Source organism: Nocardioides sp. FY1077 (genome assembly GCF_058681775.1).
This window is the reverse complement of the sequence record NZ_JBZWDB010000003.1, coordinates 973917-999567: the sequence shown is the minus strand read 5'-3', so window position 1 is coordinate 999567 and position 25651 is coordinate 973917. Positions and strand designations below refer to the sequence as shown.

Annotated in this window: 26 protein-coding genes and 1 pseudogene; 18 read left to right on the top strand and 9 right to left on the bottom strand. The window is 73.1% G+C overall.

The window, feature by feature from the left end; translation table 11 throughout:
• Positions 1–128: 128 nt before the first annotated feature.
• Positions 129–905, top strand: a complete 777-nt coding sequence (locus tag AC4OR8_RS14405; RefSeq protein WP_492166248.1) for a DUF3027 domain-containing protein — start codon at positions 129–131, stop codon at positions 903–905.
• 28 nt (positions 906–933) lie between these two features.
• Here AC4OR8_RS14405 and AC4OR8_RS14400 read toward each other — a convergent pair whose 3' ends face one another.
• Entirely contained in the window at positions 934–2076 is a 1143-nt protein-coding gene (locus tag AC4OR8_RS14400; RefSeq protein WP_492166247.1) for an MFS transporter, read from the bottom strand.
• A 209-nt stretch (positions 2077–2285) separates the two neighbouring features.
• Between AC4OR8_RS14400 and AC4OR8_RS14395 the strand changes: the two genes are divergently transcribed.
• Positions 2286–3053: a DeoR/GlpR family DNA-binding transcription regulator gene (locus tag AC4OR8_RS14395; protein WP_492166246.1), complete on the top strand. Its 768-nt coding sequence runs from the start codon at positions 2286–2288 to the stop codon at positions 3051–3053.
• 22 nt (positions 3054–3075) lie between these two features.
• On the opposite strand, the gene AC4OR8_RS14390 is transcribed toward AC4OR8_RS14395, so the two are convergent.
• Positions 3076–3720 carry a class I SAM-dependent methyltransferase gene (locus tag AC4OR8_RS14390; RefSeq protein ID WP_492166245.1) on the bottom strand — a complete coding sequence of 215 codons (645 nt, stop codon included), beginning with the start codon at positions 3718–3720 and terminating at the stop codon, positions 3076–3078.
• Positions 3721–3722: 2 nt separating this feature from the next.
• Entirely contained in the window at positions 3723–4019 is a 297-nt protein-coding gene (locus AC4OR8_RS14385; RefSeq protein WP_492166244.1) for a DUF2530 domain-containing protein, read from the bottom strand.
• A gap of 102 nt (positions 4020–4121) precedes the next feature.
• On the opposite strand from AC4OR8_RS14385, the gene AC4OR8_RS14380 reads away from it, so the two are divergent.
• From AC4OR8_RS14380 to AC4OR8_RS14340, 9 genes are all read left to right on the top strand, one after another.
• Positions 4122–5531, top strand: coding sequence for an NCS2 family permease (locus tag AC4OR8_RS14380; protein WP_492166243.1), 1410 nt, complete (start codon positions 4122–4124; stop codon positions 5529–5531).
• Between the two features lie 135 nt (positions 5532–5666).
• Positions 5667–6116 (top strand): MarR family winged helix-turn-helix transcriptional regulator, encoded by a 450-nt coding sequence (locus tag AC4OR8_RS14375; RefSeq protein WP_492166242.1) that lies wholly within the window; start codon positions 5667–5669, stop codon positions 6114–6116.
• 70 nt (positions 6117–6186) lie between these two features.
• Positions 6187–7524, top strand: a complete 1338-nt coding sequence (locus AC4OR8_RS14370; protein ID WP_492166241.1) for an MFS transporter — start codon at positions 6187–6189, stop codon at positions 7522–7524.
• A gap of 165 nt (positions 7525–7689) precedes the next feature.
• Entirely contained in the window at positions 7690–8064 is a 375-nt protein-coding gene (gene rpsL / locus AC4OR8_RS14365) for a 30S ribosomal protein S12 (protein ID WP_492166240.1), read from the top strand.
• A 1-nt stretch (position 8065) separates the two neighbouring features.
• Complete coding sequence (rpsG, locus tag AC4OR8_RS14360) at positions 8066–8536, top strand: 30S ribosomal protein S7 (RefSeq protein WP_492166239.1); 471 nt, start codon at positions 8066–8068, stop codon at positions 8534–8536.
• 71 nt (positions 8537–8607) lie between these two features.
• Positions 8608–10719, top strand: a complete 2112-nt coding sequence (fusA, locus tag AC4OR8_RS14355; protein WP_492166238.1) for an elongation factor G — start codon at positions 8608–8610, stop codon at positions 10717–10719.
• Between the two features lie 88 nt (positions 10720–10807).
• The gene (gene tuf, locus AC4OR8_RS14350) at positions 10808–12001 is read left to right on the top strand and encodes an elongation factor Tu (RefSeq protein WP_492166237.1); all 1194 of its coding nucleotides are present in this window, start codon (positions 10808–10810) and stop codon (positions 11999–12001) included.
• A gap of 138 nt (positions 12002–12139) precedes the next feature.
• Positions 12140–12862: a tRNA (guanosine(46)-N7)-methyltransferase TrmB gene (gene trmB / locus AC4OR8_RS14345; RefSeq protein ID WP_492166236.1), complete on the top strand. Its 723-nt coding sequence runs from the start codon at positions 12140–12142 to the stop codon at positions 12860–12862.
• A 151-nt stretch (positions 12863–13013) separates the two neighbouring features.
• Complete coding sequence (locus tag AC4OR8_RS14340; RefSeq protein WP_492166235.1) at positions 13014–14222, top strand: S8 family peptidase; 1209 nt, start codon at positions 13014–13016, stop codon at positions 14220–14222.
• A gap of 825 nt (positions 14223–15047) precedes the next feature.
• Here the strand turns inward: AC4OR8_RS14340 and AC4OR8_RS14335 are convergent.
• A complete protein-coding gene (locus AC4OR8_RS14335; protein WP_492166234.1) occupies positions 15048–15857 on the bottom strand; it encodes an RDD family protein in 810 nt (269 codons plus the stop codon).
• A gap of 23 nt (positions 15858–15880) precedes the next feature.
• Here AC4OR8_RS14335 and AC4OR8_RS14330 point away from each other — a divergent pair, with 23 nt between their 5' ends.
• A complete protein-coding gene (locus AC4OR8_RS14330; RefSeq protein ID WP_492166233.1) occupies positions 15881–16876 on the top strand; it encodes a stage II sporulation protein M in 996 nt (331 codons plus the stop codon).
• 7 nt (positions 16877–16883) lie between these two features.
• On the opposite strand, the gene AC4OR8_RS14325 is transcribed toward AC4OR8_RS14330, so the two are convergent.
• The 5 genes from AC4OR8_RS14325 to AC4OR8_RS14305 form a co-directional block, all read right to left on the bottom strand.
• Positions 16884–18176 (bottom strand): DUF58 domain-containing protein, encoded by a 1293-nt coding sequence (locus tag AC4OR8_RS14325; protein ID WP_492166232.1) that lies wholly within the window; start codon positions 18174–18176, stop codon positions 16884–16886.
• Between the two features lie 8 nt (positions 18177–18184).
• Positions 18185–19105, bottom strand: a complete 921-nt coding sequence (locus tag AC4OR8_RS14320) for an AAA family ATPase (RefSeq protein ID WP_492166426.1) — start codon at positions 19103–19105, stop codon at positions 18185–18187.
• 89 nt (positions 19106–19194) lie between these two features.
• Positions 19195–20358, bottom strand: coding sequence for a DUF4350 domain-containing protein (locus AC4OR8_RS14315; protein WP_492166231.1), 1164 nt, complete (start codon positions 20356–20358; stop codon positions 19195–19197).
• Positions 20355–20963, bottom strand: a complete 609-nt coding sequence (locus AC4OR8_RS14310) for a DUF4129 domain-containing protein (RefSeq protein ID WP_492166230.1) — start codon at positions 20961–20963, stop codon at positions 20355–20357. Before AC4OR8_RS14310 ends, AC4OR8_RS14315 begins: the two co-directional genes overlap by 4 nt.
• Before the next feature lie 25 nt (positions 20964–20988).
• Positions 20989–21915 (bottom strand): hypothetical protein, encoded by a 927-nt coding sequence (locus AC4OR8_RS14305; protein ID WP_492166229.1) that lies wholly within the window; start codon positions 21913–21915, stop codon positions 20989–20991.
• Between the two features lie 685 nt (positions 21916–22600).
• Here AC4OR8_RS14305 and rpsJ point away from each other — a divergent pair.
• The 6 genes and pseudogenes from rpsJ to rpsS all read left to right on the top strand — a co-directional run bounded on the left by rpsJ (position 22601) and on the right by rpsS (position 25647).
• Positions 22601–22909 carry a 30S ribosomal protein S10 gene (gene rpsJ, locus AC4OR8_RS14300; protein ID WP_008360994.1) on the top strand — a complete coding sequence of 103 codons (309 nt, stop codon included), beginning with the start codon at positions 22601–22603 and terminating at the stop codon, positions 22907–22909.
• Between the two features lie 10 nt (positions 22910–22919).
• On the top strand, positions 22920–23582 hold the full coding sequence (gene rplC, locus AC4OR8_RS14295) for a 50S ribosomal protein L3 (RefSeq protein WP_492166228.1): 663 nt from the start codon (positions 22920–22922) through the stop codon (positions 23580–23582).
• Position 23583: 1 nt separating this feature from the next.
• Positions 23584–24186: pseudogene (rplD, locus tag AC4OR8_RS14290) on the top strand (50S ribosomal protein L4); the annotation flags it as partial.
• 2 nt (positions 24187–24188) lie between these two features.
• Positions 24189–24494 (top strand): 50S ribosomal protein L23, encoded by a 306-nt coding sequence (rplW, locus tag AC4OR8_RS14285; protein WP_492166227.1) that lies wholly within the window; start codon positions 24189–24191, stop codon positions 24492–24494.
• A 29-nt stretch (positions 24495–24523) separates the two neighbouring features.
• Positions 24524–25360, top strand: coding sequence for a 50S ribosomal protein L2 (gene rplB / locus AC4OR8_RS14280; protein WP_492166226.1), 837 nt, complete (start codon positions 24524–24526; stop codon positions 25358–25360).
• A 5-nt stretch (positions 25361–25365) separates the two neighbouring features.
• Complete coding sequence (gene rpsS, locus AC4OR8_RS14275) at positions 25366–25647, top strand: 30S ribosomal protein S19 (RefSeq protein ID WP_492166225.1); 282 nt, start codon at positions 25366–25368, stop codon at positions 25645–25647.
• The last annotated feature ends 4 nt before the right edge of the window (positions 25648–25651 follow it).

Sequence of the window (25651 nt, the reverse complement as noted above, 5' to 3'; positions counted from 1 at the left end):
GGGCACATCCTGCACTGCGGCCCCGACGCCCTCCGGCGAGGCGCACGGGGGGCGGACGCGGGGGGTGCGGCACGGTGCGGTGGACCCCGACCTGACACCGTCGGCGCCACGAGGCATGATTGCCCGCCGTGAGCACCCTGCAGCGCGTGAAGCCCGACCCGGCCAGCGTCTCGGCCGTCGACGTCGCCCGCGCCGCGCTCCTCGCGGAGGTCGACGCCGCCCACGTCGGCGACCACCTCGGCCACCTGCTCGAGGGCGAGCGCGTGGTCACCCACCTCTTCGCCTGCACCCAGAAGGGCTACACCGGCTGGCGCTGGTCGGTGACGGTGGCGCGGGCCTCCCGGCAGAAGTCGGTGACCGTCGACGAGGTCGTGCTGATCCCGGGCGACGAGGCCATCGTGGCGCCCGCGTGGGTGCCCTACCGCGACCGCGTGCAGCCCGGCGACATGTCCCCGGGCGACCTGCTGCCGGTCGACGACGACGACGTGCGCCTGGTGCCGACGTTCTCCTACGGCGACGACCCGCTCGACGCCGACGACAAGGCGCAGGTGCGCCAGGTCGCCCAGGACCTCGGCCTCGGCCGGGTGCGCACCCTCTCGCCCGCGGGCCGCGAGCTCGCCGCCCAGCGCTGGTACGACGGTGACGGCGGCCCCGGCTCGCCGGTCGCGCAGGCCGCCCCCGACCACTGCCACACCTGCGGGTTCCTGGTGCGCCTGGCCGGCCCGATGGCCGAGACGTTCGGCGTCTGCGGCAACGGCGACGCCAACGACGACGGCCGCGTGGTGTCCTTCGACCACGGCTGCGGTGCGCACTCCGAGGTGCGCCTGGCCAAGAAGCACGAGCCGGTGCCGGTGCCCGAGCCGGTCTTCGACACCCTGACCCCGGTCGACGTCGAGCGCTTCTGAGGCTGGTCTCGGCGGGGTCACCGCCAGGTCACGAAACGGTCACGGCGCCGGCGTCCGGTGTCGCGGGGGCCCGTTCGGTGCCACGCAGGCCCGCCGTCCTGCGGGCCACGACGGCCACGACGCTGCCGAGGGCGGCGAGGAGCGCCAGGGTCCAGGGGACGGCGCCGCCGCCGTGGGCGTCCACGGCCGTGCCGATCAACGGCGAGGTGAGGACGGGCCCGGCCAGGCCCACGGCGAACAGGGCGGTGGTGCCGCGGCCGTCGGGCCGGTTGCGGGCGTGCCAGCTGACGACGGCCGGGAACACCGGTGCGAGCAGCAGGCCGGTCACGGCGTAGGCGGCCACCGACACGGGCGGGTGGCTGGCGGCGACGAGGGCGAGCCCCGCCGCCGGCAGGGCCACCGAGACCAGGGTGCTCGGGTGGAACCGTGCGGTGAGGGGGGCCGCCAGGATCCGCCCCAGGGTCAGGCCCGCCCAGAACAGGGCCACCGCCTGCGCCGCGCGGCCGTCGGGGAGGTCGGTCGTCGCCGCGAGGTGGGTCGTCTCCCACCCGGCCACGCCGCCCTCGAGCGTGACGTAGCCCAGCAGCAGGACGCACAGCAGCACGGCGGCCCTGGTGTCCCGCGCCGCACCGGCGCGCCCAGGTGGGGCGAGCGGGGACCCCTCGGCGTCGGGCAGGCGCAACCGGCTGCAGAGCGCTGCGAGCAGCAGGGCGCCGGCCGCGCACGCCCCGAACGGCAGCGCCAGGCTCGTGGGCCAGCGCCCCACGAGGAGCGGGGTGGCGACGGCGCTGGCGCCGAAGGCGGCGCTCACGGCCATGAGCAGGGCCGGGCCGCGGGTCCCGGCGCGTGCCAGGACGACGTTGAGCAGGAGGTCCACGACGCCGAAGCCCCATCCGGCCAGCAGCACGCAGCCCACCGTCACCGCGACGTCGCCGGCCAGCGGCACGCCCACGCACCCGGTGGCGACGGCGAGGGCTCCGGCGGTGAGCAGGACGGGTGTCCCGAGGCGCCGGCGCAGCGCCCCCGCCGTGACGACACCGGCGGTCGCGCCGGCGAAGAGGGTGGTCAGCAGCAGGCCCGCGGTCGTCGCGCTCAGGTCGTGGCGTTGCTGGAGGACCGGCAGCACCGGTCCCAGCGCGCTGCTCAGCACGCCGAGGACGAGGAAGCCCACCACCCCGACGACCGCCAGCCCCCGCGGTGAGGTCGTCCGGTGGTACGACTGCGTCGGGGCAGGTGGGACGTCGGCACCGGTGGTCCCCGCGCCGGTCGGAGAGGACCGCCACCCGGGCTGGCCGGGGGGAACCGCTGACCTGGGCACCACCGCAGTAAACGTGCATACTTCGGCATGGTCAAGCATAAATAGGCAAGGAACTGGTCTCTGTGCGCACTTTCGTGGAAGAACGGCAGCAACGGGTGCTCGACGTCCTCCGCAGGCACGGTCGGGTGGAGGTCGGCACGCTCGCGCAGGAGCTGGGCGTGTCCGAGGACACCGTCCGGCGGGACCTGCGGGCCCTGGCCACAGCGGGCCACCTGCACAAGACCCACGGCGGGGCGGTGGCCCTCGATACCGCACACCTGTCCTGGGCCGCCCGTGCCGACGTGGCCACCGAGGCCAAGCAGGCCATCGCCACCACGGCCGCGGCCCTGGTGGAGCCCGGCCAGACCGTCGTCCTGGACGCCGGGTCGACGGTCCTGGCCGTCGCGCTCGCGCTGAGCGGGTCCGTCGCGCTGCGTCCCCTGACGGTGGTGACCAACTCCCTCGACATCGCCGACGTCCTCGCCGGCGCGGCCGACGTCACCCTCCACCTCACCGGCGGGCGGTGGGACCCCCGGTCGCGCTACCTCGTGGGCCCGTCCGCCGTCGCCGGCATCGGGGGCTTCCGGGCCGACTGGGCGTTCCTGGGCACCTGCGCGCTCCACCCCGCCTCCGGGGCGACCTCGGTGGACCCGCTCGACGCCGAGGTGAAGCGAGCGATGGCCTCGATCGCGCTGCGCACGGCGGTGCTCGCCGACCACACCAAGCACGGCACCACGGCGCCCCACCTCGTGCTCGCGCCGGCGGACCTCGACGTCCTGGTCACCGACCTCGACGGGGCCGAGGAGCAGTGGCGCGACGAGCCGGTCGAGGTCCTCACCGTCCGGGCCTGAGCGGGCTGCGCCCGGCCCCGGCTCACTGCGGCGCGGCGGCGTCCCGGCTCAGCACCCACACGGCGTAGTCGTCGTCGGGCGGGCGCACGTCGTAGGTGCCGAGGCGCAGGTCGACGCGCAGGCCGGCGGCAGCGGCGTCGGCGACGAAGTCGGCGGGGTCGTAGGTGCGGCTCGTGGCGGGCCCGCCGCGCAGGTGGAAGCCGGCGAGCACCCGACCGCCGGGGGCCAGCAGGTCGCGAAGGCGGCGCAGCACGTCGCGCTCGGTGCCCTCGGCGAGGAACACCAGCACGTTGCCGACGCAGGTGACGACGTCGAAGCGCGCCGGCGCCCCGGCCGCCTCGAGGGCGGCGTCGTGCAGGCCGAGGATGTCGACCGGCAGCACGCTGAGCAGGGGGTAGGTGCGCCGCGACTGCGCGACGAGCGCGGCGTCGGGCTCGCAGCAGACCACCCGGTGCCCGCGCGCCAGCAGGGCGGCGCCGACCCGCCCCATGCCGGAGCCGGCGTCGAGCACGGCGCCGCCGCGCGGCAGCAGCGCGTCGGCGAGACGTGCCTCGCCGTCGACGTCCACGCCGGTCTCGACGAGCTCGGCGAAGCGCTCGGCGTAGCCCGCGTTGGCCTCGCCGGCCAGGGCCCAGCGGGTCGGGGGGGGAGCCTCGGGGTCGGACACGCTCACGCCTCCAGCCCGGTGGCGGCGTCCGCCCCGCGCTGCCGGCGACGCCGGCGGCAGTACTCGAGGCCGAGCAGGCCGAGGCCGAAGCCCGACAGGCAGGTCCACAGCCACCACGTGTGCCCGGTCTCCTCCAGGCGCCCGTAGAACGGCAGCAGCGCGAGGAAGGCGACCAGCCACACCACGACGCCCACCTCGACGGTGCGCACGCCGTCGACGTCCAGCGGCTCGACGTCGGCCACCACGAAGGTGCGGCCGCCGATCTCGCGCCGGCTCGGCTGGTCGTCGCGCAGCTCCACCCGGCGAGCGTAGGCCATCGCGGCCGGGCCGGCACCTGCCCGGCGTCCCACGACCGACGTCACGTTGTCGCCGGGGACCGGGGGCTGAGAGGGTGGCTCCCCGTGACCGTCGACCGCTGGTTCCAGATCTCCGCGCGTGGCTCGAGCATCGGGCGGGAGGTGCGCGGTGGCGTCGTCACCTTCATGACGATGGCCTACATCGTGGTGCTGAACCCGCTGATCCTCGGTGCGGCCGTCGACGTCAACGGCGACACCCTCGGCGGGCCCGCACCCGGCAACCTCGCCGTGATCGCGGCCGGCACCTCGCTGGTGGCGGGGGTGATGACGATCCTGATGGGCGTCGTTGCCAACTACCCGATGGCGCTGGCCACCGGGCTCGGGCTCAATGCGTTCGTGGCGTTCTCGATCGCCTCGCAGATGACCTGGGCCGACGCGATGGGCCTGGTGGTGCTGGAGGGCCTGGTCATCCTGGTGCTGGTGCTGACCGGGTTCCGCGAGGCGGTCTTCCACGCCGTGCCGGCGCAGCTCAAGGTCGCGATCTCGGTGGGCATCGGGCTCTTCATCGCGCTGATCGGTTTCGTCGACGCCGGCTTCGTGCAGCGCATCCCCGACGCCGCCGGCACCACCGTGCCGGTGCAGCTCGGCTCCACCGGGCAGCTCTCCGGCTGGCCCGTGCTCGTCTTCGCCCTCGGCCTGGTGCTCGTCGTCGCGCTGTGGGTGCGCCGGGTGCCCGGGGCGATCCTGGTGGCGATCGCGGTGACCACGGTGGTGGCCGTGCTGGTCGAGGAGCTCGGCTCCGTGGGCGGCTGGGCCCTGACCACGCCCGCGCTGCCCTCCGACCTGGTCTCCGCGCCCGACTTCGGCACCGTCGGGGAGTTCTCCCTGCTCGGGTCGTTCGAGCAGGTGAGCGTGGTGGCCGCCGTGCTGCTGGTCTTCACGCTGCTGCTCGCCGACTTCTTCGACACCATGGGCACGATGACGGCCATCGGTGCCGAGGCCGGCCTGCTCGACGAGGAGGGCAAGCCCCCGGCCACCCGCCGCATCCTGGTCGTCGACTCGCTCGCCGCGGCCGCAGGCGGCGCGGCCGGCGTCTCGTCCAACACCTCCTACATCGAGTCGGCCTCCGGCGTCGGCGAGGGTGCGCGCACCGGCCTGGCCTCGGTGGTGACCGGCGTGCTGTTCCTGCTGACCACGTTCCTGGCCCCGTTGGTCGCGGTGATCCCGTCGGAGGCGGCGGTGCCCGCGCTGGTGCTGGTCGGCTTCCTGATGATGCAGCAGGTGCGCGACATCGACTGGGACGACGTCGAGATCGCGCTGCCGGCGTTCCTGACGATCGTGCTGATGCCGTTCACCTACTCCATCAGCGTCGGCATCGGCGCGGGCTTCCTGGCTTTCGTGCTGATCAAGGTCGTGCGCGGTCGCGCCGGCGCCGTGCACCCGCTGATGTGGGTGGTCGCTGCGCTGTTCGTCGTCTACTTCGCCATCGACCCGATCACCGCCGCGCTCGCCTGACCGCGGGTTCCACCAGCCGGCTGGTAGAACCCGCACCTGTCGGCCGTCGCGTGGGCCGACAGGTGCGGGTCCGGGCCGACAGGTGCGGCAGGTCCCGCCGGGAATGATTAGCAAGGGTAAGTAGTTGGACCCGGTGTGCCCACCACCGAGAAGGTCGCCCGCACCGACGCCGGGCTCGCCTCCGAGCTGCGTCTGTCGGTGATGCGGCTGCGCCGCCGGCTCGCCGCCGAGCGCCACCCCGACAACGACCTCTCGATGACCGCGATGGCGGTGCTCGGTGCGCTCCACCGACGCGGCGACCTCACCGTCGGGGCGCTCGCCGCCCACGAGCGGGTGCAGCCGCCGAGCATGACGCGCGTGGTCACCGCGCTCGAGGAGCGCGGGCTGGTACGCCGCAGCGCCGGCGTCGACGACCGCCGCCAGGTCGTGGTGGGCCTCACCGACACCGGGCGCGACACCCTGCTCGACGACCGCCGTCGCCGCGACGAGTGGCTGGCCACCGCGCTGGGTGCGCTCGGCGCCGAGGAGCGCGACGCGCTGCGCCGGGCCGCACCGATCCTGGAGCGCCTGGCCCGCGCCGACTGACCCACGCCCGACCCCGTCCCGACCCGACACCGACCCGACCCAGCGAAGCGCCCCGAAGGAGCACCCCGGATTGAGCCCCACGTTCCGCGCCCTGAGCAACCCCAACTACCGGCTGTACCTGGTCGGCAGCGTGGTGTCGAACACCGGGACGTGGATGCAGCGGGTCGCCCAGGACTGGCTGGTGCTCAGCCTCGGCGGCGGGGGCACCGCGCTCGGCATCACCACCGGCCTGCAGTTCCTGCCGGTGCTGCTGCTCTCGCCGTACGCCGGGGTCCTCGCCGACCGCTTCCCGAAGCGGCGGCTGCTGCAGGTCACCCAGCTGACGATGGCGCTGTGCTCGCTGGCCCTGGGCGTGATCGCGGTGACCGGGGCCGCCCAGACCTGGCACGTCTACGTGCTGGCGTTCGCCTTCGGCGTCGGCTCGGCCTTCGACGGCCCGGCGCGCCAGTCGTTCGTCTCGGAGATGGTGGCGCGCGACGACCTGACCAACGCGGTGGGGCTGAACTCCGCGGCCTTCAACACCGCCCGCATCGCCGGGCCCGCGCTGGCCGGGCTGATGATCGGCGCCCTGGGCGGGGGAGCGCGGGCCACCGGCTGGGTGATCCTGGTCAACGCCGTGTCGTACCTCGCGGTGATCCGCCAGCTGCAGCGGATGGACACCGCGCTGCTGCACAGCCCCGACCTCAAGGCGCGCGAGCGGGGCGCGCTGGCCGAGGGGGTGCGCTACGTGCGCAGCCAGCCGCGCATGGTGATGATCCTGGTCCTGGTGTTCTTCGCGGGCACCTTCGGGATGAACTTCCAGATCACCTCCGCGCTGATGGCCACCGACGAGTTCGGCAAGGGCGCCAGCGAGTTCGGCGTGCTGGGCTCGGCGATGGCCGTCGGCTCGCTCACCGGGGCGCTGCTCTCCGCGCGGCGCACCCGCGTCGGGCTGCGGCTGGTGGTGGTGGCCGGCGTCGGCTTCGGCGTGGCCGAGATCGTGGCCGGGCTGCTCCCGACGTACCTGTCGTTCGCGCTCTTCGTGCCGCTGATCGGGCTGTGCACGCTCACCCTGCTCAACTCCGCCAACGCGATCATGCAGCTGGAGTCCGACCCGGCCCTGCGCGGGCGGGTGATGGCGCTCTACATGACGATCGTCATGGGCGGCACCCCGCTGGGCTCACCCGTGATCGGGTGGGTGGGGGAGCACCTCGGCCCGCGGTGGACGCTGGTGACCGGGGGAGGCCTCACGCTGCTCGGCGTCGCGCTCGCGGTGGCGCTCTACGTGCACCTCAGCGGCGGGCTCCGCAGCGTTTTGACCGGGCCAGAGGCGCCCGGTAGCCTCGGTCATCGTGTCTGGGACAACCAGGCCGTTGTGCGTGCCCAAGGGCGGACCGCGGGTCCTGACCGTCGTCCGATCGGCACGTGACCACTGTGCGGCCGGGCGACACGCCCGACCTCGGGGGTGAGCAACGAGCCGGTTGCACGCACCACCCGCACACACCGCACCACCCGCGCAGAAGACCTGCGCACGATCATCGTGCCCGGCAAGGCGCCAGGTACTGAGAGCAACACATAGAAGGGGAACCACCAGGTGCCCACGATCAACCAGCTGGTCCGCAAGGGCCGCGAGGACAAGGTGTCGAAGAACAAGACACCCGCCCTCAAGGGTTCGCCCCAGCGACGCGGTGTCTGCACCCGCGTCTACACCACCACCCCGAAGAAGCCGAACTCCGCCCTGCGCAAGGTCGCCCGCGTGCGCCTGTCCAGCGGCGTCGAGGTCACGGCCTACATCCCGGGCGTGGGCCACAACCTGCAGGAGCACTCCATCGTGCTCGTGCGCGGCGGCCGGGTGAAGGACCTCCCCGGCGTCCGCTACAAGATCATCCGCGGCTCGCTCGACACCCAGGGCGTGAAGAACCGCAAGCAGGCACGCAGCCTGTACGGGGCCAAGAAGGAGAAGAGCTGACATGCCGCGCAAGGGCCCCGCTCCGAAGCGCCCGATCGACATCGACCCCGTCTACGGGTCGCAGCTGGTCTCCCAGCTGGTGTCGAAGGTGCTCGTCGACGGCAAGAAGCAGGTCGCTCAGCGCATCGTGTACGGCGCGCTCGAGGGCTGCCGCGAGAAGACCGGCACCGACCCCGTCGTCACGCTGAAGCGTGCGATGGACAACGTGAAGCCGGCCATCGAGGTCAAGTCCCGCCGCGTCGGCGGCGCGACGTACCAGGTCCCGATCGAGGTCAAGGGCACGCGTGGCACCACGCTCGCGCTGCGCTGGCTGGTCGGCTACGCCCAGGCCCGTCGTGAGAAGACGATGTCCGAGCGACTGATGAACGAGATCCTCGACGCCTCCAACGGCCTCGGTGCCGCGGTGAAGAAGCGCGAGGACACCCACAAGATGGCCGAGTCCAACAAGGCCTTCGCGCACTACCGCTGGTGACCACGGCGGGGCCCCCTCCGGGGGTCCCGTCCGCACCTGCACCACCCACGACTCCAAGGGACGTACTGACAGTGGCTGTCGACATCACCACGGACCTCAACAAGGTCCGCAACATCGGCATCATGGCGCACATCGACGCCGGCAAGACCACCACCACCGAGCGGATCCTCTTCTACACCGGTATCTCGTACAAGATCGGTGAGGTCCACGACGGCGCTGCCACCATGGACTGGATGGAGCAGGAGCAGGAGCGCGGCATCACGATCACGTCGGCCGCGACGACCTGCTGGTGGAAGCAGCACCAGATCAACATCATCGACACCCCCGGGCACGTCGACTTCACCGCCGAGGTCGAGCGCTCGCTGCGCGTCCTCGACGGCGCCGTCGCGGTCTTCGACGGTGTCGCCGGCGTGGAGCCGCAGACCATGACGGTCTGGCGCCAGGCCAACAAATACGCCGTGCCGCGCATGTGCTTCGTCAACAAGCTCGACCGCACGGGTGCCGACTTCTTCCGCTGCGTCGACATGATGGTCGAGCGGCTCAACTCCACCCCGCTGGTGCTGCAGCTGCCCATCGGTGCGGAGTCCGACTTCCTCGGCGTCGTCGACCTGGTCGGCATGCGCGCACTGACCTGGCACGGCGAGACCACGATGGGTGAGGACTACTCCGTCGAGGAGATCCCCGCCGATCTCGCCGAGCAGGCCGCGGAGTACCGGGTCAAGCTGCTCGAGACCCTGGCCGACGCCGACGACGCGATCATGGAGAAGTACCTCGACGGCGAGGACTTCACCGTCGACGAGCTCGACGCCGCGATCCGCCGCGCCACTCTGGCCGACAAGCTCAACCCGGTCCTGTGCGGCACCGCGTTCAAGAACAAGGGCGTGCAGCCCCTGCTCGACGCCGTGGTCAAGTACCTGCCCTCGCCGCTCGACATCGACGGCATCGTGGGTCACTCGCCCAAGGACGAGGAGCTGGAGATCGTCCGCAAGCCCTCCGACGACGAGCCGTTCTCGGGCCTGGCCTACAAGATCGCCTCCGACCCGCACCTCGGCAAGCTGATCTACGTCCGGGTCTACTCCGGCAAGCTCGCGGCCGGCTCGACCGTGGTCAACTCGGTCAACGGTCGCAAGGAGCGGATCGGCAAGGTCTACCAGATGCACGCCAACAAGCGTGAGGAGATCGCGTCGGTCGGTGCCGGCCAGATCGTGGCCGTCATGGGCCTCAAGGACACCAAGACCGGGCACACCCTGTCCGACCCGCAGAACCAGGTCGTCCTCGAGTCGATGACGTTCCCGGCCCCGGTGATCGAGGTCGCGATCGAGCCCAAGACGAAGAGCGACCAGGAGAAGCTGGGCACCGCGATCCAGCGCCTCTCCGACGAGGACCCGACCTTCACGGTCAAGTCCGACGAGGAGACCGGCCAGACGATCATCGCCGGCATGGGCGAGCTCCACCTGGAGATCCTCGTCGACCGGATGAAGCGCGAGTTCCGCGTGGAGGCCACCGTCGGCAAGCCGCAGGTCGCCTACCGCGAGACCCTCCGCAAGGAGGTCAAGGGCCACAGCTACACCCACAAGAAGCAGACCGGTGGCTCGGGGCAGTTCGCGAAGGTCGTCATCTCCCTCGGCCCGAACATCAGTGCCGAGACCGGCACCGGTGCCGGCTACGAGTTCGTCAACAGCGTCTCCGGTGGCCGCGTGCCCCGCGAGTACATCCCGTCGGTCGACCAGGGCGGCCAGGACGCCATGGAGTTCGGCGTGCTGGCGGGCTACCCGATGGTCGACGTGAAGTTCACCCTCGAGGACGGCGCCTACCACGACGTCGACTCCTCCGAGCTCGCGTTCAAGATCGCCGGGAACCAGGCCTTCAAGGAGGCCGCCCGCATGGCCAAGCCGGTCCTGCTCGAGCCGATGTTCGCCGTCGAGGTGACCACCCCCGAGAGCTTCCTCGGCACGGTCATCGGTGACATCAACTCGCGGCGCGGCCAGATCCAGGCGCAGGAGGAGCGGCACGGTGACATGGTCATCAACGCCCTCGTGCCCCTGTCCGAGATGTTCGGGTACGTCGGCGACCTGAGGTCCAAGACCTCGGGCCAGGCGTCGTACTCGATGGAGTTCGACTCGTACGCCGAGGTTCCTTCGAACATCGCTGACGAGATCATCAAGAAGGTCCGTGGCGAGTGACCCTCTAGGGTTGCGCAGACACTGATCCTCGGCACCACCCCCAGAGCACGTACGAGTCAAGTACCAACAAAACCAGGAGGAGCCCACCGTGGCTAAGGCGAAGTTCGAGCGGACCAAGCCGCACGTCAACATCGGCACCATCGGTCACATCGACCACGGCAAGACGACGCTGACCGCTGCCATCACGAAGGTGCTGCACGACAAGCACCCGGACCTCAACGCCGCTTCGGCGTTCGAGGACATCGACAAGGCTCCTGAGGAGCGTCAGCGCGGCATCACGATCTCGATCGCCCACGTCGAGTACCAGACCGAGGCGCGCCACTACGCGCACGTCGACTGCCCCGGTCACGCTGACTACATCAAGAACATGATCACCGGCGCGGCCCAGATGGACGGTGCGATCCTCGTGGTTGCCGCCACCGACGGTCCGATGCCGCAGACGCGTGAGCACGTGCTGCTCGCCCGCCAGGTCGGCGTGCCCGCCCTGGTCGTGGCGCTCAACAAGTGCGACATGGTCGACGACGAGGAGCTCATCGAGCTCGTCGAGATGGAGGTGCGCGAGCTCCTCAGCGAGTACGAGTTCCCGGGCGACGACATCCCGGTCGTCCGCGTGGCCGCCTTCCCGGCGCTGCAGGGCGACGCCAAGTGGGGCGAGTCGATCGTCGAGCTCATGAACGCGGTCGACGAGGCCATCCCGACCCCCGAGCGTGAGACCGACAAGCCGTTCCTCATGCCCGTCGAGGACGTCTTCACCATCACCGGTCGCGGCACCGTCATCACCGGTCGCATCGAGCGCGGCATCGTCAAGGTGAACGAGGAGGTCGAGATCATCGGCATCCGCGAGAAGTCGCAGAAGTCGACGGTCACCGGCGTCGAGATGTTCCGCAAGCTGCTCGACGAGGGCCAGGCCGGTGAGAACGTCGGTCTGCTGCTGCGTGGCACCAAGCGCGAGGACATCGAGCGCGGCATGGTCGTCATCAAGCCGGGCACCACGACCCCGCACACCAACTTCGACGCCTCGGTCTACATCCTGTCGAAGGAGGAGGGCGGCCGTCACACGCCGTTCTTCAACAACTACCGCCCGCAGTTCTACTTCCGCACCACGGACGTGACGGGCGTCGTCACGCTGCCCGAGGGCACCGAGATGGTCATGCCGGGTGACAACACCGAGATGGCCGTCGAGCTGATCCAGCCCATCGCCATGGACGAGGGTCTGCGCTTCGCGATCCGCGAGGGCGGCCGCACCGTCGGCGCCGGCCGGGTCACCAAGATCACCAAGTGATCGCCCGGAGCCGGCCACCCCAGGGCGACCGGCTCCACTGATCCACCGCACCACCTGCGAGAGCCCCCAGCCCCCGGGCTGGGGGCTCTCGTGCGTCCGGGCGCCCCCGCCCGCCGCACCGACACCGCGAGGAGAGACATGGACGACCGGGAGACCCCGGCCCGCCCCCACCACAAGCTGCTCGACGACGGCCGGCGGGTGCGCGAGGTGCTGAGCTACTCCCGGCGCGGGCAGCGGTTCACCCCGCGTCAGGCCGCTGCGTGGGAGGCCCACCACGAGGCATGGGTCGTGCCGGACGAGGCCGTCGACGCCGCGGGCTTCGCCTGGGCCGACTGGTTCGGCCGCTCCGCGCCGATGATCGTGGAGATCGGCTCCGGCGTGGGCGAGGCCACCGCCGAGCTGGCCGCCGCGCGCCCGGCGTACGACGTGCTGGCGCTGGAGGTGTGGCGCCCCGGGGTGGCCGACACGCTGTGGCGCCTGGCCGAGACCGGGGCCGACAACGTGCGGCTGTGCGGGGTGGACGCGGTGTGGACCGTCGAGCACCGTCTCGCGCCGGCCTCGCTGGAGGAGGTGTGGACGTTCTTCCCCGACCCGTGGCGCAAGGCGCGCCACCACAAGCGGCGCCTGGTGGACGCCGACTTCGCGGCGGTCGTGGCCTCGCGGCTGCGCCCCGGCGGCACCTGGCGCCTGGCGACCGACTGGGCCCACTACGCCGAGCAGATGCGTGAGGTGCTCGACGCCGAGCCCGCGCTGGTCGGCGGCGTCGTCGAGCGGTGGGACGAGCGCCCGGTGACCCGCTTCGAGCGCAAGGGCATCGACGCCGGCCGCGCGATCACCGACCTGGCCTACCGCCGGGCCTGAGCGGGGCGAGGGTGCGCACGAGGGTTTCCCCCGTAGCGGGACGGGGGCCCGGCGGGGGAGGTTGACCCCGACGACGTCGCGTCGTCCACCGTCCGCTCTCGGGACGTGTGTCCAACGAGGGGCCGCAACCCGGTCCTGGAGGTCACCACACATGGTCAAGCACGCAGCCCTGACGACCGCGGCCCTCGCCGCGCTCGCCCTCGGTGCGGTCGGCGTCGCGGGCAGCCCCGCCGCCACCGCGATCCCCGCCGCCTCCCCGGCGTCCGCGGCCGCCGACCCGGCGCCCGCCCCGTTCCTGCGCGCCGACGACGCGATCGCCGGGCGCTACATCGTGGTGATGCGCGCCGGCGCCGACGGCGTGCGCGCCGAGGCCGACGACGCCGTCGCCGGCGACGGCGGCCGGGTCACGGAGGTCTACGACGACCTGGGGGGCTACGCGGCCCGGCTGACCCCGGAGCAGCTCGACGCCGTGCGCGCCGACCCCGACACCCAGTTCGTGCAGCAGGACGGCGTCATCACCCTGTCGGCCACGCAGTCGAACGCCACCTGGGGCCTCGACCGCATCGACCAGCGCTCGCTGCCCCGCTCGGGCACGTTCACCTACAACGCCACCGGCTCCGGCGTGCGGGCCTACGTCATCGACACCGGGATCAACCCGTCGCACAGCGAGTTCACCGGGCGCCTCGTCGCCGGCGTGACCGCGATCAACGACGGCCGCGGCACCGCCGACTGCAACGGCCACGGCACCCACGTCGCCGGAACTGTCGGCGGCACGACGTACGGCGTGGCCAAGCGGGTCAGCCTGGTGCCGGTGCGGGTGCTCGACTGCCAGGGCTCAGGCTCGAGCTCCGGCGTCATCGCCGGCATGGACTGGGTCGCCGGCCGCGGGGTGCGCCCGGCCGTCGCCAACATGAGCCTGGGCGGGCCCGCCGACGCCGCCACCGACGCCGCGATCCAGCGCATGGTCTCCGCCGGTGTCACCACCGTGGTGGCCGCGGGCAACGAGAACCAGAACGCCTGCAACGTCTCCCCGGCCCGCGCCGCTTCCGCGATCACGGTCGGGGCGACCACGAGCACCGACGCCCGGGCGTCGTACTCGAACTACGGCAGCTGCGTCGACATCTTCGCGCCCGGCTCGTCGATCACGTCGGCGTGGATCGGCAGCAGCACCGCCACCAACACCATCTCCGGCACCTCGATGGCCTCTCCGCACGTCGCCGGCGTGGCCGCGCAGTACCTCCAGCTCAACCCGTCGGCCACTCCGTCGGGCGTCACCAGCGCGCTGGTCGGCAACGCCACCACCGGCGTGGTCACCGGCGCCAACGGCTCGCCCAACCGCCTGCTCTTCACCAGCTACTGAGCCGGCCCTTCCACCCGCAGGGCCCCGGACCCCGGTCCGGGGCCCTGCTCGTTCGTCGCGCAGCGCCCTCCCCGATTCGTTGGTCGAGCTGGGCGCGCAACGCTCGTGTCGAGACCCCGCAATCCGCGGTTCCCCGGCTCGGGCCGGTGGTTGAGGAGGGAGCGCCAGCGACCGTCTCGAAACCGCCGCAGCCTGCGCTGGGCCTTTCCCAGGGCGGGCCCCAGCGGACGGTCGGGTGGTCTCGATACGCCTCGTCGCTGGCGCTCCTCGGCACTCGACCAGCGAAGCCGCGGTCGAGGAGCAAGCGCGGCGCCCGCCCCGGTTCGTTGGTCGAGCAGGGCGCGCGGCGCCCGCCCCGGGTTCGTTGGTCGAGTAGGGCGCGCAGCGCTCGTATCGAGACCCCGCGGTCCGCTGTTCCCTGTCTCGGTCCGGTCCCAGCGGACGGTCGGGTGGTCTCGATACACCTCGTCGCTGGCGCTCCTCGGCACTCGACCAGCGACGCCGCGGTCGAGGAGCGAGCGCAGCGCCCGTCTCGAAACCGCCGAAGCCTGCGCTGGGCCTTTCCCAGGGCGGGTCCCAGCGGGCGGTCGGGTGGTCTCGATACACCTCGTCGCTGGCGCTCCTCGGCACTCGACCAGCGAAGCCGCAGCCGAGGAGCCAGCGCAGCGCCCGCCCTGTTCGTTGGTCGAGCAGGGCGCGCAGCGCTCGTATCGAGACCCGCGGTCCGCTGTCCCTGCCTCGGTCCGGTCCCAGCGGACGGTCGGGTGGTCTCGATACACCTCGTCGCTGGGGCTCCTCGGCACTCGACCAGCGAGGGCGGAGGGGTCAGCGGCGGGCGGTGAGGCGGCGGCGGAGGTCGGCCTCGCGGGCCAGGCGGGCGGTGTCGCGCTCGCGGCGGGCGGCGACGACGGCCACGAGGAACGCCTCGGGCGGGGTGCCGGGCGGCGGGGGTGGGGCGACGTGGGCGGAGACCTGGTCGGCCAGGCGGGCGCCCAGCGCGGTGCGGGAGGCGGGGTCGATCTGGTCGAGGCGGCCCAGGTACTGCCTCACCGCCAGCGCCAGCGGGGTGGGCAGCGCGGTGATGTCGGCGCCGCGGGCCCAGCCGGCCAGCGGCGGCGGCATCGGCAGCGGCGCGGTGAGCCGCAGCCGCACCCGCTCACGCACGACGTACGTGCCGGCGGCGTGGTCGCCCAGCCGCTTGCCCTTGTCGCTGACCAGTGCGGAGAAGAAGGCCGGCGCCCCGGAGAACGCCCACACCTCCACCACGCCGATCAGCGCCCGCACGAACGCGTGGTGGAACGAGATGGGGCCGGCGTCGTCGCGCACGGTGCGCAGCCCCATGACGGCCTTGCCGGCCGAGCGTCCCCGGGTGAGCGTCTCCACGGTGGTCGGCACGACGACCAGCACCACCACCAGCGACACGATCAGCGCGGCGGTGGCCAGGGCCTGGTCGGTGCCGAGCGTGGCGGTGAGCAGCAGCAGCACGACCGCCACCAGCAGCGCGCCGGCCACCAGCAGGTCCACCAGGCCGGAGACCATCCGCGAGCCCAGGCCCGCGGCGGGCAGGTCGAGCGCGACGGCCTCGCCGGTGACGAGGTCGTCGGTGGTGAGGAACGCGGCGTCCTGGCCCGACATCGCGCCCAGTCTAGGGTGGCGGCGTGGACCTCGACGCCTACGTGCACGCCCACGGCGCGGAGTGGGAGCGCCTCGAGCAGCTGACGTCGCAGCGCCGTCTCGACGGCGTCGAGTCCGACGAGCTGGTGGAGCTCTACCAGCGCGTCGCCACCCACCTCTCGGTCGTGCGTGGCTCGGCCCCCGACCCCACGCTGGTGGCCCACCTCTCCTCGCTGCTCGCGCGCGCCCGCAACCGCTCGGTGGGTGCCCGCACCGGCTCGTGGCGCTCGGTGTCGTCGTTCTTCGTCGACCGGTTCCCCGCCGCGCTCTACCGGCTGCGGTGGTGGTGGCTGGGCTGCCTGGCCGCGAACGTCGTGGTGACCGCGGTGATGATGTGGTGGCTGCTGGAGCACCCGGTCGTCGAGCAGTCGCTGCTCTCCCCGGGCGAGGTCGACCAGCTCGTGCAGGAGGACTTCGAGGGCTACTACAGCGAGTACGCCGCCGGCAGCTTCGCCACCCAGGTGTGGGTCAACAACGCCTGGGTCGCCGCGCTGTGCCTGGCGCTCGGCGTGCTGGGCCTGCCGGTGGTCTACCTGCTCTTCACCAACATCGCGAACCTCGCCGTGATCGGCTCGATCATGCACCGCGCCGACCACGGCCAGCACTTCTGGGGGCTGCTGCTGCCCCACGGCCTGCTCGAGCTGACCGCGGTCTTCGTGGCCGGCGGGGTGGGGCTGCGGCTGTTCTGGTCGTGGGTGGAGCCCGGCTCGCTCACCCGCACCGGTTCCCTGGCCCACGAGGGACGCACCGCCGGCACCGTGGCGCTCGGCCTCGTGGTGGTGCTCGCGGTCTCGGGGGTCATCGAGGCGTTCGTGACGCCGTCGGGGCTGCCGACCTGGGCCCGGCTGGCCATCGGCGTGCTGGCCGAGGCGGTCTTCCTCGCCTACGTGTTCGTTCTCGGGCGGGCGGCCGTCGCGCGCGGCCACACCGGCGACGTCGACGCCGCCCTCCTCGAGGACCGCGTGGCCACCCGCGCCTGAGGTCGGCTCAGAGCAGGCCGCGGGCCTTCAGCGCGAGGTAGTGGTCGGCGAGCGCCGGGGGGAGCGCCTCGGCGTCGGCGTCGACCACGTCGACGCCCAGGGCCCGCAGCAGGTCGGCGGTGCGGGCGCGGCGGGCGAGCGCCTGCTCCGCGGCGGCCGCGTCGTACACCGCGTCGACGTCGCCGTGCCCGGCGGCCAGCGCGTCGAGGGCGGGGTCGCGCACCGAGGCCACGACCACCCGGTGGTGGCGGGTCAGCACGGGCAGCACCGGCAGCAGGCCCTCCTCCACCGCCGACGGCTCCAGCGGCGTCATCAGCACGACCAGGGCGCGCTGGCGGCCCAGCGCCGTGACCGCCCCGGCCAGCACCGACCAGTCGGCCTCGGCGATCACCGGCTCGAGGTCGGCCAGCTGCTCCTGCATCCGCCCCGCGACGTCGCGCGCCCCGGCGGCGCGCAGCCGCGCCCGCACCCGGCGGTCACCGGCCACCAGGTCGACCCGGTCGCCCGCACGCGCCGCGAGCGCGCCGAGCAGCAGGGCGGCGTCCATGGCGGAGTCGAGCCGCGGCACGTCGGCCACCCGTCCCGCCGACGTGCGCGAGGTGTCGAGCACCAGCACGACGCGACGGTCGCGCTCGGGCTGCCAGGTGCGGACGACGACGTCGCGGGTGCGGGCCGAGGCCCGCCAGTCGATGGAGCGGACGTCGTCGCCGCGCACGTACTCGCGCAGCGAGTCGAACTCGGTGCCCTGACCCCGCACCCGCACCGCCGCGCGCCCGTCGAGGTCGCGCAGGCGGGCCAGCCGCGCGGGCAGGTGGCGCCGCGAGGTGAACGGCGGCAGGGCCCGCACGGTGCCGGGCAGGGCGGCCGTGCGCTGGCGGGCCACCAGCCCCAGCGGCCCCCACGAGCGCACGGTGACGCCCAGGGCGCGCAGGTCGCCGCGCCGTCGCGGGCGCAGCGGGGTGGTCAGCAGGGTGCGCCCGCCCGGGGGGAGCCGCACGCGGTGGCGGTCGTCGTCGGCGCCGGCGGTGGGCTGCCAGGCGTCACGCACCACGGCGCGCACGGTGCGCCGGGCGGTGCTGCGCACCACCAGCACGCTCGCGGCCTCGTCGTGCAGGCGCGTGGTCGGCACCGGCCGGCGCTCGAGGTCGAGCGCACGCGGCGAGGGCGCCAGCGCGGCGTCGAGGGCCGCCACCAGGCCCACCGCGAGCACCCAGAGCCACACGGTGCCGACGCCGGGTCGCAGCACGACCGGCACGATGCCGAGCGCGAGGAGCAGCGCGAGCCGTCCGGAGATCGCCACGGGCGCCGTCAGCGCGGCACCGGCACGGAGCCGATGGCCGAGGTGAGGACCTGCCCGACGTCGACGCCCTCGAGCTCGGCCTCGGGGCGCAGGCCGAGGCGGTGCACCAGGGTCGCGTGGGCGAGCGCCTTGACGTCGTCGGGCGTGACGAAGTCGCGCCCGCTCAGCCAGGCCCAGGCGCGGGCGGCCCGCAGCAGCGCCGTCGCGCCGCGGGGGCTGACGCCCAGGCTCAGCGACGGTGACTCGCGGGTCGCCCGGGCGACGTCGACGACGTACCCGACGACCTCGGGCGAGACCTGCACGCCCGCGACGGCGGCGCGCCCGGCCGCGATGTCGGCGGGGCCGGCGACCGCGCGCACCCCGGCCCCGGCGACGTCGCGCGGGTCGAATCCGGTGGCGTGGCGACGCAGGATCTCCAGCTCGTCGTCGCGACCGGGCACCGGCAGCACCACCTTCAGCAGGAACCGGTCGAGCTGGGCCTCGGGCAGCGGGTAGGTGCCCTCGTGCTCGACGGGGTTCTGCGTCGCGGCGACCATGAACGGCACGGGCAGCGGGCGGGTCGTGCCGTCGACCGACACCTGGCCCTCCTCCATGGCCTCCAGCAGCGCCGACTGCGTCTTCGGCGGGGTGCGGTTGACCTCGTCGGCGAGCAGCAGGTGGGTGAAGACGGGTCCCTCGCGGAACACCAGCTCGCCGGCGCGGGGGTCGACGACCATGGAGCCGGTGATGTCGCCCGGCATCAGGTCGGGGGTGAACTGCACCCGCCGGGTGTCGACGGCCAACGCACCGGCCAGGGAGCGCACCAGCAGCGTCTTGGCCGTGCCGGGCACCCCCTCCATCAGCACGTGCCCGCCGCACAGCAGCGCCACCAGCAGGCCGCTGACCGCGGCGTCCTGGCCCACGACGGCCTTGGCCACCTCGGTGCGCACCGCGGCGAGGCGCTCCCGCGCCCCGTCGGTGGGGGGATCGGACCGGTCGGGCCGGTCGTCGGGCCGGTCGTCGGTTCGGGGGGTGTGGCTCACGGGCGGCGTGCCTCTCTGTCGAGCTCGGCCAGCGCACCGGCCAGGGCGATGAGGTCCCGGTCGGAGCCGGGAGGTGGGGCGTCGGGGGCGAGCAGGGCGGCGACGTCGGCGGTGCTGCGCCCGGTGTGGCGCGCCACCTCGCGCACGACGACGTCGGGCGCCGTGCCGTGGGGCAGGCGCAGCCGCTCGGCGCTGCGGGCGCGCGCGGCGGTGCGCAGGGCACCGGCGGCGTGCCCGCGGTCGCCGGCGCGGCGGTAGAGCCGGCCACGGCTGCGGGTGGTCTCGATCGCGGTGACCACCACCGGCAGCGGCTCGGTGGACAGCGGGCCGAGACGTCGCGCCCGCCAGGCGACCACCGCCACCGCCACGAGCAGGGCCAGCAGCAGGCCCGGGCGCACCCACGGCGGCAGCAGCCCCCCGAGGCCCACGCCGTCCTGGCCGACGAGGTCGTCGAGGGAGGGCACGTACCAGACCAGGCGGGGCTCCTGGCCCAGCAGCCGCAGTGCCACGGCGGCGTTGTCGGCGCGCAGCACCTGGTCGTTGGCCAGCACCTGCTCGGCGCCGAGCAGGGTCGTGCCGTCGGCGTCGGCCAGCAGCACGCCGTCGCCGGCGGGGAAGCACCCGTCGCCGGCGTACGTCGTGGCCGTGTCGACCTGCAGCCGCAGCCCGGCGTAGTCGTCGCAGGCGGCGTCGACGCCGTCGCCGGCGCCCACCGAGCCGGTGGTGGGGTCGACGCCGAGGGCCTCGAGCGCGCCGGGGCGGGCGCCGGCCACCACGAGCCGAGCGGGCGCCGCGACGTCGAGCAGCCGGTCGGCGGTGCTGCGGCCGAGGTCGTCGGGGGTGGTGACGAGCACGGTGGTGGCGGCGTCGACGCCGGCCGCCTCGAGGGCGTCGGCGTCGCGGACGACGTCCACCTGCACGCCCGCGTCGTCGAGCACCCGTGCGAGTGCCTGGGCGCCGTCGGCGTCGGGGTTGTCGGGGTCGAGGGGGGTGGTGGTGCGGGCCCCGCCGCCGAGCAGCAGCGCGACGAGCAGGGCGGCGAGCACCCCGCCCACGACGACCAGCGTCGAGGCGTGGCGGCGTGCCCAGGTGCGGCCCGACCCGGTCGGGGTCGGCCCGTCCGCGGCGGGGCGGGTGGCCGGGTCGGTGGCGGTGCTCATCGCACCCCGGCGAGGCGGTCGTGCAGCGCGACGACGTCGGCCGCCTGCTCGGCGGTGGCCGGCCGGGAGCCGTAGAGCACCCGGTCGAAGTGGCCTGCGGCGGCCCGCACCTCGCCGGCCAGCGGCGGGTGGTCGGCGGCGATCGCGTCGGCGACCTCGCGAGCGGTGGCCCCCGGGACGTCGTCGAGCAGCCCGCGTTCCACCTCGGTGAGAGTGAGTGCCCGGAAGCCCTCGACGACCGCCTCCGACCACCGCCCGTCGACCAGCGCGGCGCCGGCGCGGGCGCGCAGCTCGGCGGCGCCCACCCGCTCGTCGGTCAGCACGCCGTCGGCGGGCACGCGGCCGGCGCGGGCGGTGCGCCGCGCCCGCGACAGCAGCCACCCGAGGGCCAGCACCAGCGCGAGCCCGGCGAGCAGCGCGGCGAAGGTGGTCAGCGGGGGAGCGCCGGCCGCGGCCTGCAGGGTCTGGTCGATGCGCCGCTCGACCCAGTCGACGACCTGCTGCAGCAGGTCGCGGTCGTGGTACTCCGGGCGCACCAGCTCGCGGCGCAGCGCGGCCCGGGCGTCGTCGGGCGACGGCTCCAGCGGGGTCGCGGCCGGCCTCACCTGCACCTCGTGCACGGGCGGTGGCTCACGGCTGCCGCAGTCCCGCCCGGCTCATCAGCTCGACGTCGTAGGCCTCGCGGCGGATGCGGAGGTCGAGGTACTGCAGCGCGGTGACGCTGGTGGTGAACGGGGCGACGAACGCGGTGGACACCACGGTCGAGACCGCCTGGAGCAGCACCAGGCCGAGCACCTGGTACTCGGGCCCGGCGGCGAGCACGCCCAGCTGTCCGGCGAACGACAGCGGCAGGGTCAGCACCGAGCTGGCCGCGCTGGTCACCACCACGGTGAGCAGCGCGATGCCGAAGGTGCGCCAGAACGCACCTCGGGTGAGGCCGTACCCGCGGGCCAGGGCGGCCCGCACGGTGAGCCGCTCGATCATCAGGGCCGGTGCCGGCAGGTAGTACACGCGCACCCACACCCACGACATCACCGCCACCAGCACGATCGTGCTGAGCACGCCGTAGAGCACCACGGGCCACACCTGCGACGTCAGCGCCACCACGGGCACGTACGACGCGGCGTAGAGCCCCAGCACCACCACGGTGAGCAGGAGCAGGGTGGCGGCGAGGCCGACCAGGCGACGGCGCTGGCCGCGGGTGGCGGCCCACGCCTCGCCGAGCCCCATCCGGCGGCCCACCGCGGCGGCGAACACCACGTGCGCCACCATGCCACCCACCAGCACCAGCCCCACCTGGGCCGCGATCGCGCCCAGGACGAGGGAGCCCAGGGAACCGATCAGCCCGACCTGCTCGGCGGTGGACGCCGACGACAGGTCGGAGCCGTCGAGGCCGAGGTCGACGGTGAAGGTGAGCGCCGCCGTCACCAGCACCGGCACCACCATGGCCACCGACGCCACCAGTACGGCGGCGCCCACGGTGGCGCGGGGGTTGTGCCGGATGATGCGGAAGGCGCCGTCGTACAGGTCGCCGAGCTGGAGCGGACGCAGCGGCACCGCGCCCGGGCGGTGGACGACCGGGCCGCGGCCCGCACCCGGGTGGGCCCACGCACCGACCGGCGGTCCCGGTGACCCCGGTGACGCGCCACCCGCGGGCGGCCAGCCCGCGGGGCCAGGCGCCGGGGGCTGCCACCCCGGCGGCGGCGGGGGCTGGCCTGGGGGAGGAGGGCCCTGGTAGCCCGACATGCTGCTCCTGTCGTCGTGGCGGTCGGTGACCGGTCCGGGCCTGCCGGCGGCGGTCGCGGTCATCCTGTCAGGTGCGACCGACCGGGGCGGCGGAAGCGCCGCCCAGGACGATTTGGCCTCGCCCCGGGGATCTGCCAAGATAGTCCGGTTGCTCCGGCGGGTTGCCGGGGTGCGCCACGTCTTGACTACTGAATCGCGTCTCCACTCCCCCTGGGGGTACCGAGATCACGCCCGGCGACGGGCAGCGTTGGTGGGCGAGCCCGTGGTGGCACCGCACCAGGAGACCCGATCAGCCCGACGAACCGTCGGGCGTCACCGAGAACAGTGCGCAGGATCCCGGTCCTGTGTCGCGCCATGGGACTTCTCGTCCCGGCCCCGCGACACGCCCGACCGCGGGGGTCGGCGCCACAGGTGGCAGCAGCAGGGCGGGACCCACTCAAGCCCGAGGAATCCCGGACACGCACGCGGCAGCTGAGAAGAAGGACGGACGAGACCTATGGCGGGACAGAAGATCCGCATCAGGCTCAAGGCCTATGACCACGAGGTGATCGACACCTCGGCGCGCAAGATCGTGGACACGGTCACCCGCACGGGTGCCAAGGTCGCCGGCCCGGTGCCGCTGCCGACCGAGAAGAACGTGTACTGCGTCATCCGCTCGCCCCACAAGTACAAGGACTCCCGCGAGCACTTCGAGATGCGCACGCACAAGCGCCTCATCGACATCATCGACCCGACGCCGAAGACGGTCGACTCGCTGATGCGCCTCGACCTGCCTGCCGGTGTCGACATCGAGATCAAGCTCTGAGGTCACTGACATGACGATGGAACGCAACCAGAAGGGGCTGCTGGGCACCAAGCTCGGCATGACCCAGCTGTGGGACGAGAACAACCGCATCGTTCCCGTGACCGTGATCGCGGCGAGCACCAACGTGGTCACCCAGGTCCGCACCCCCGAGAAGGACGGCTACAACGCCGTGCAGATCGGGTTCGGCGAGATCGAGGCCCGCAAGGTCACCAAGCCGCAGGCCGGTCACTTCGACAAGACCGCGGGCACCACGCCCCGCCGTCACCTGGTCGAGATCCGCACCGCCGCGGCGGGGGAGTACACCGTGGGCCAGGAGCTCGCGGTCGACACCTTCGCTGCCGGCGAGGAGATCGACATCACCGGCACCAGCAAGGGCAAGGGCTTCGCCGGCGTCATGAAGCGTCACGGCTTCCACGGCGTCTCGGCCTCCCACGGTGCCCACCGCAACCACCGCAAGCCCGGCTCGATCGGCGCCTGCGCCACGCCGGGCCGCGTGTTCAAGGGCATGCGCATGGCCGGCCGCATGGGTAGCGACACCGTCACCACCCAGAACGTCACCGTGCACGCCGTCGACCTCGAGAAGGGCCTGATCCTGCTGAAGGGTGCCGTCCCCGGCCCCCGCGGCGGTCTGATCGTGCTCCGCTCGGCAGCCAAGAAGACGCAGGGGGCCTGACATGGCTATCAACACCGTGAAGGTCGACCTGCCCGCCGAGATCTTCGACGCGCCGGTCAACATCCCGCTGATGCACCAGGTCGTCGTGGCCCAGCAGGCCGCGGCCCGCCAGGGCACGCACTCCACCAAGACCCGTGGCGAGGTCCGCGGTGGTGGCAAGAAGCCGTACAAGCAGAAGGGCACCGGCCGCGCCCGCCAGGGCTCGACCCGCGCGCCGCAGTTCGTCGGTGGTGGCGTCGTCCACGGCCCGAAGCCGCGCAGCTACGACCAGCGCACCCCCAAGAAGATGAAGGCCGCCGCCCTGCGCGCCGCCCTCTCCGACCGGGCCCGCAACGGTCGCATCCACGTCGTGGAGAGCCTCGTCACCGGCGAGGCCCCCTCGACGAAGACCGCCCTGGCCGCACTGGCCGGGCTGTCGGAGCGCACCCGCTTCCTCGTGGTGCTCGAGCGCAACGACACCGTCACCTCGCTCTCGCTGCGCAACGCCCAGCGCGTGCACGTGGTGGCTGTCGACCAGCTCAACACCTACGACGTCCTCGCCGCTGACGACGTGGTCTTCACGAAGGGCGCCTACGACGCGCTCGTGTCCGCCAAGGAGGCTGCCAAGTGAGCACCCTGCACAAGGACCACCGCGACATCCTGCTCGCGCCGGTCGTGTCCGAGAAGAGCTACGGCCTCCTCGACGCCAACAAGTACACCTTCGTCGTGCGTCCTGACGCCAACAAGACCGAGATCAAGATCGCGGTCGAGAAGATCTTCGGCGTCAAGGTCACCTCGGTGAACACGCTGAACCGCTCGGGCAAGACGCGCCGCACGCGCAACGGCCTGGGCAAGCGCAAGGACACCAAGCGCGCGATCGTCAGCCTCGCCGAGGGCCACCGCATCGACATCTTCGGGGGTCCGGTCTCCTGACCGGGCAGCTGGATACGAGGACATAAGACATGGCTATCCGCAAGTACAAGCCGACCACGCCGGGCCGTCGTGGCTCGTCGGTCGCCGACTTCGTCGAGATCACCCGCACCACGCCGGAGAAGTCCCTGGTCGTGCCGCTGCCCAAGAAGGGCGGCCGCAACAACCAGGGTCGGATCACCACCCGGCACCAGGGCGGCGGGCACAAGCGTGCCTACCGGATCATCGACTTCCGTCGCTACGACAAGGACGGCGTGCCGGCCAAGATCGCGCACATCGAGTACGACCCGAACCGCACCGCGCGCATCGCGCTCGTGCACTACGTCGACGGCGAGAAGCGCTACATCATCGCGCCGAAGGGCCTCACGCAGGGCACGCCGATCGAGTCGGGCCCCAACGCCGACATCAAGACCGGCAACAACCTGCCGCTGCGCAACATCCCGGTCGGCTCGACCATCCACTGCGTGGAGCTGCGACCCGGCGGCGGCGCCAAGATCGCCCGCTCCGCCGGCAACAGCGCCCAGCTGGTCGCCCGTGAGGGCAGCCGCGCCACGCTGCGCATGCCCTCGGGCGAGATGCGCTTCGTCGACGTCCGCTGCCGCGCCACGATCGGCGAGGTCGGCAACGCCGAGCAGTCGAACATCAACTGGGGCAAGGCCGGTCGCATGCGCTGGAAGGGCAAGCGCCCCACGGTGCGAGGCGTCGTCATGAACCCGGTCGACCACCCCCACGGTGGTGGCGAGGGCAAGACCTCGGGTGGACGTCACCCGGTGTCCCCCTGGGGCAAGCCCGAGGGCCGCACGCGCAAGCGCAAGGCCAGCGACTCCCAGATCATCCGTCGTCGCAAGTCCGGCAAGGGTAGGAAGTAACCGACATGCCTCGCAGCCTGAAGAAGGGCCCCTTCGTCGACGGCCACCTGCAGAAGAAGGTGGACGCCGAGAACGAGAAGGGCTCGCACAACGTCATCAAGACCTGGTCGCGCCGGTCGATGATCATCCCCGACATGATCGGGCACACCATCGCCGTGCACGACGGGCGCAAGCACGTCCCGGTTTTCGTGACCGACTCGATGGTCGGCCACAAGCTGGGCGAGTTCGCCCCCACCCGCACCTACCGCGGGCACGTGAAGGAAGACCGGAAGGGCCGCCGCCGCTGACGCG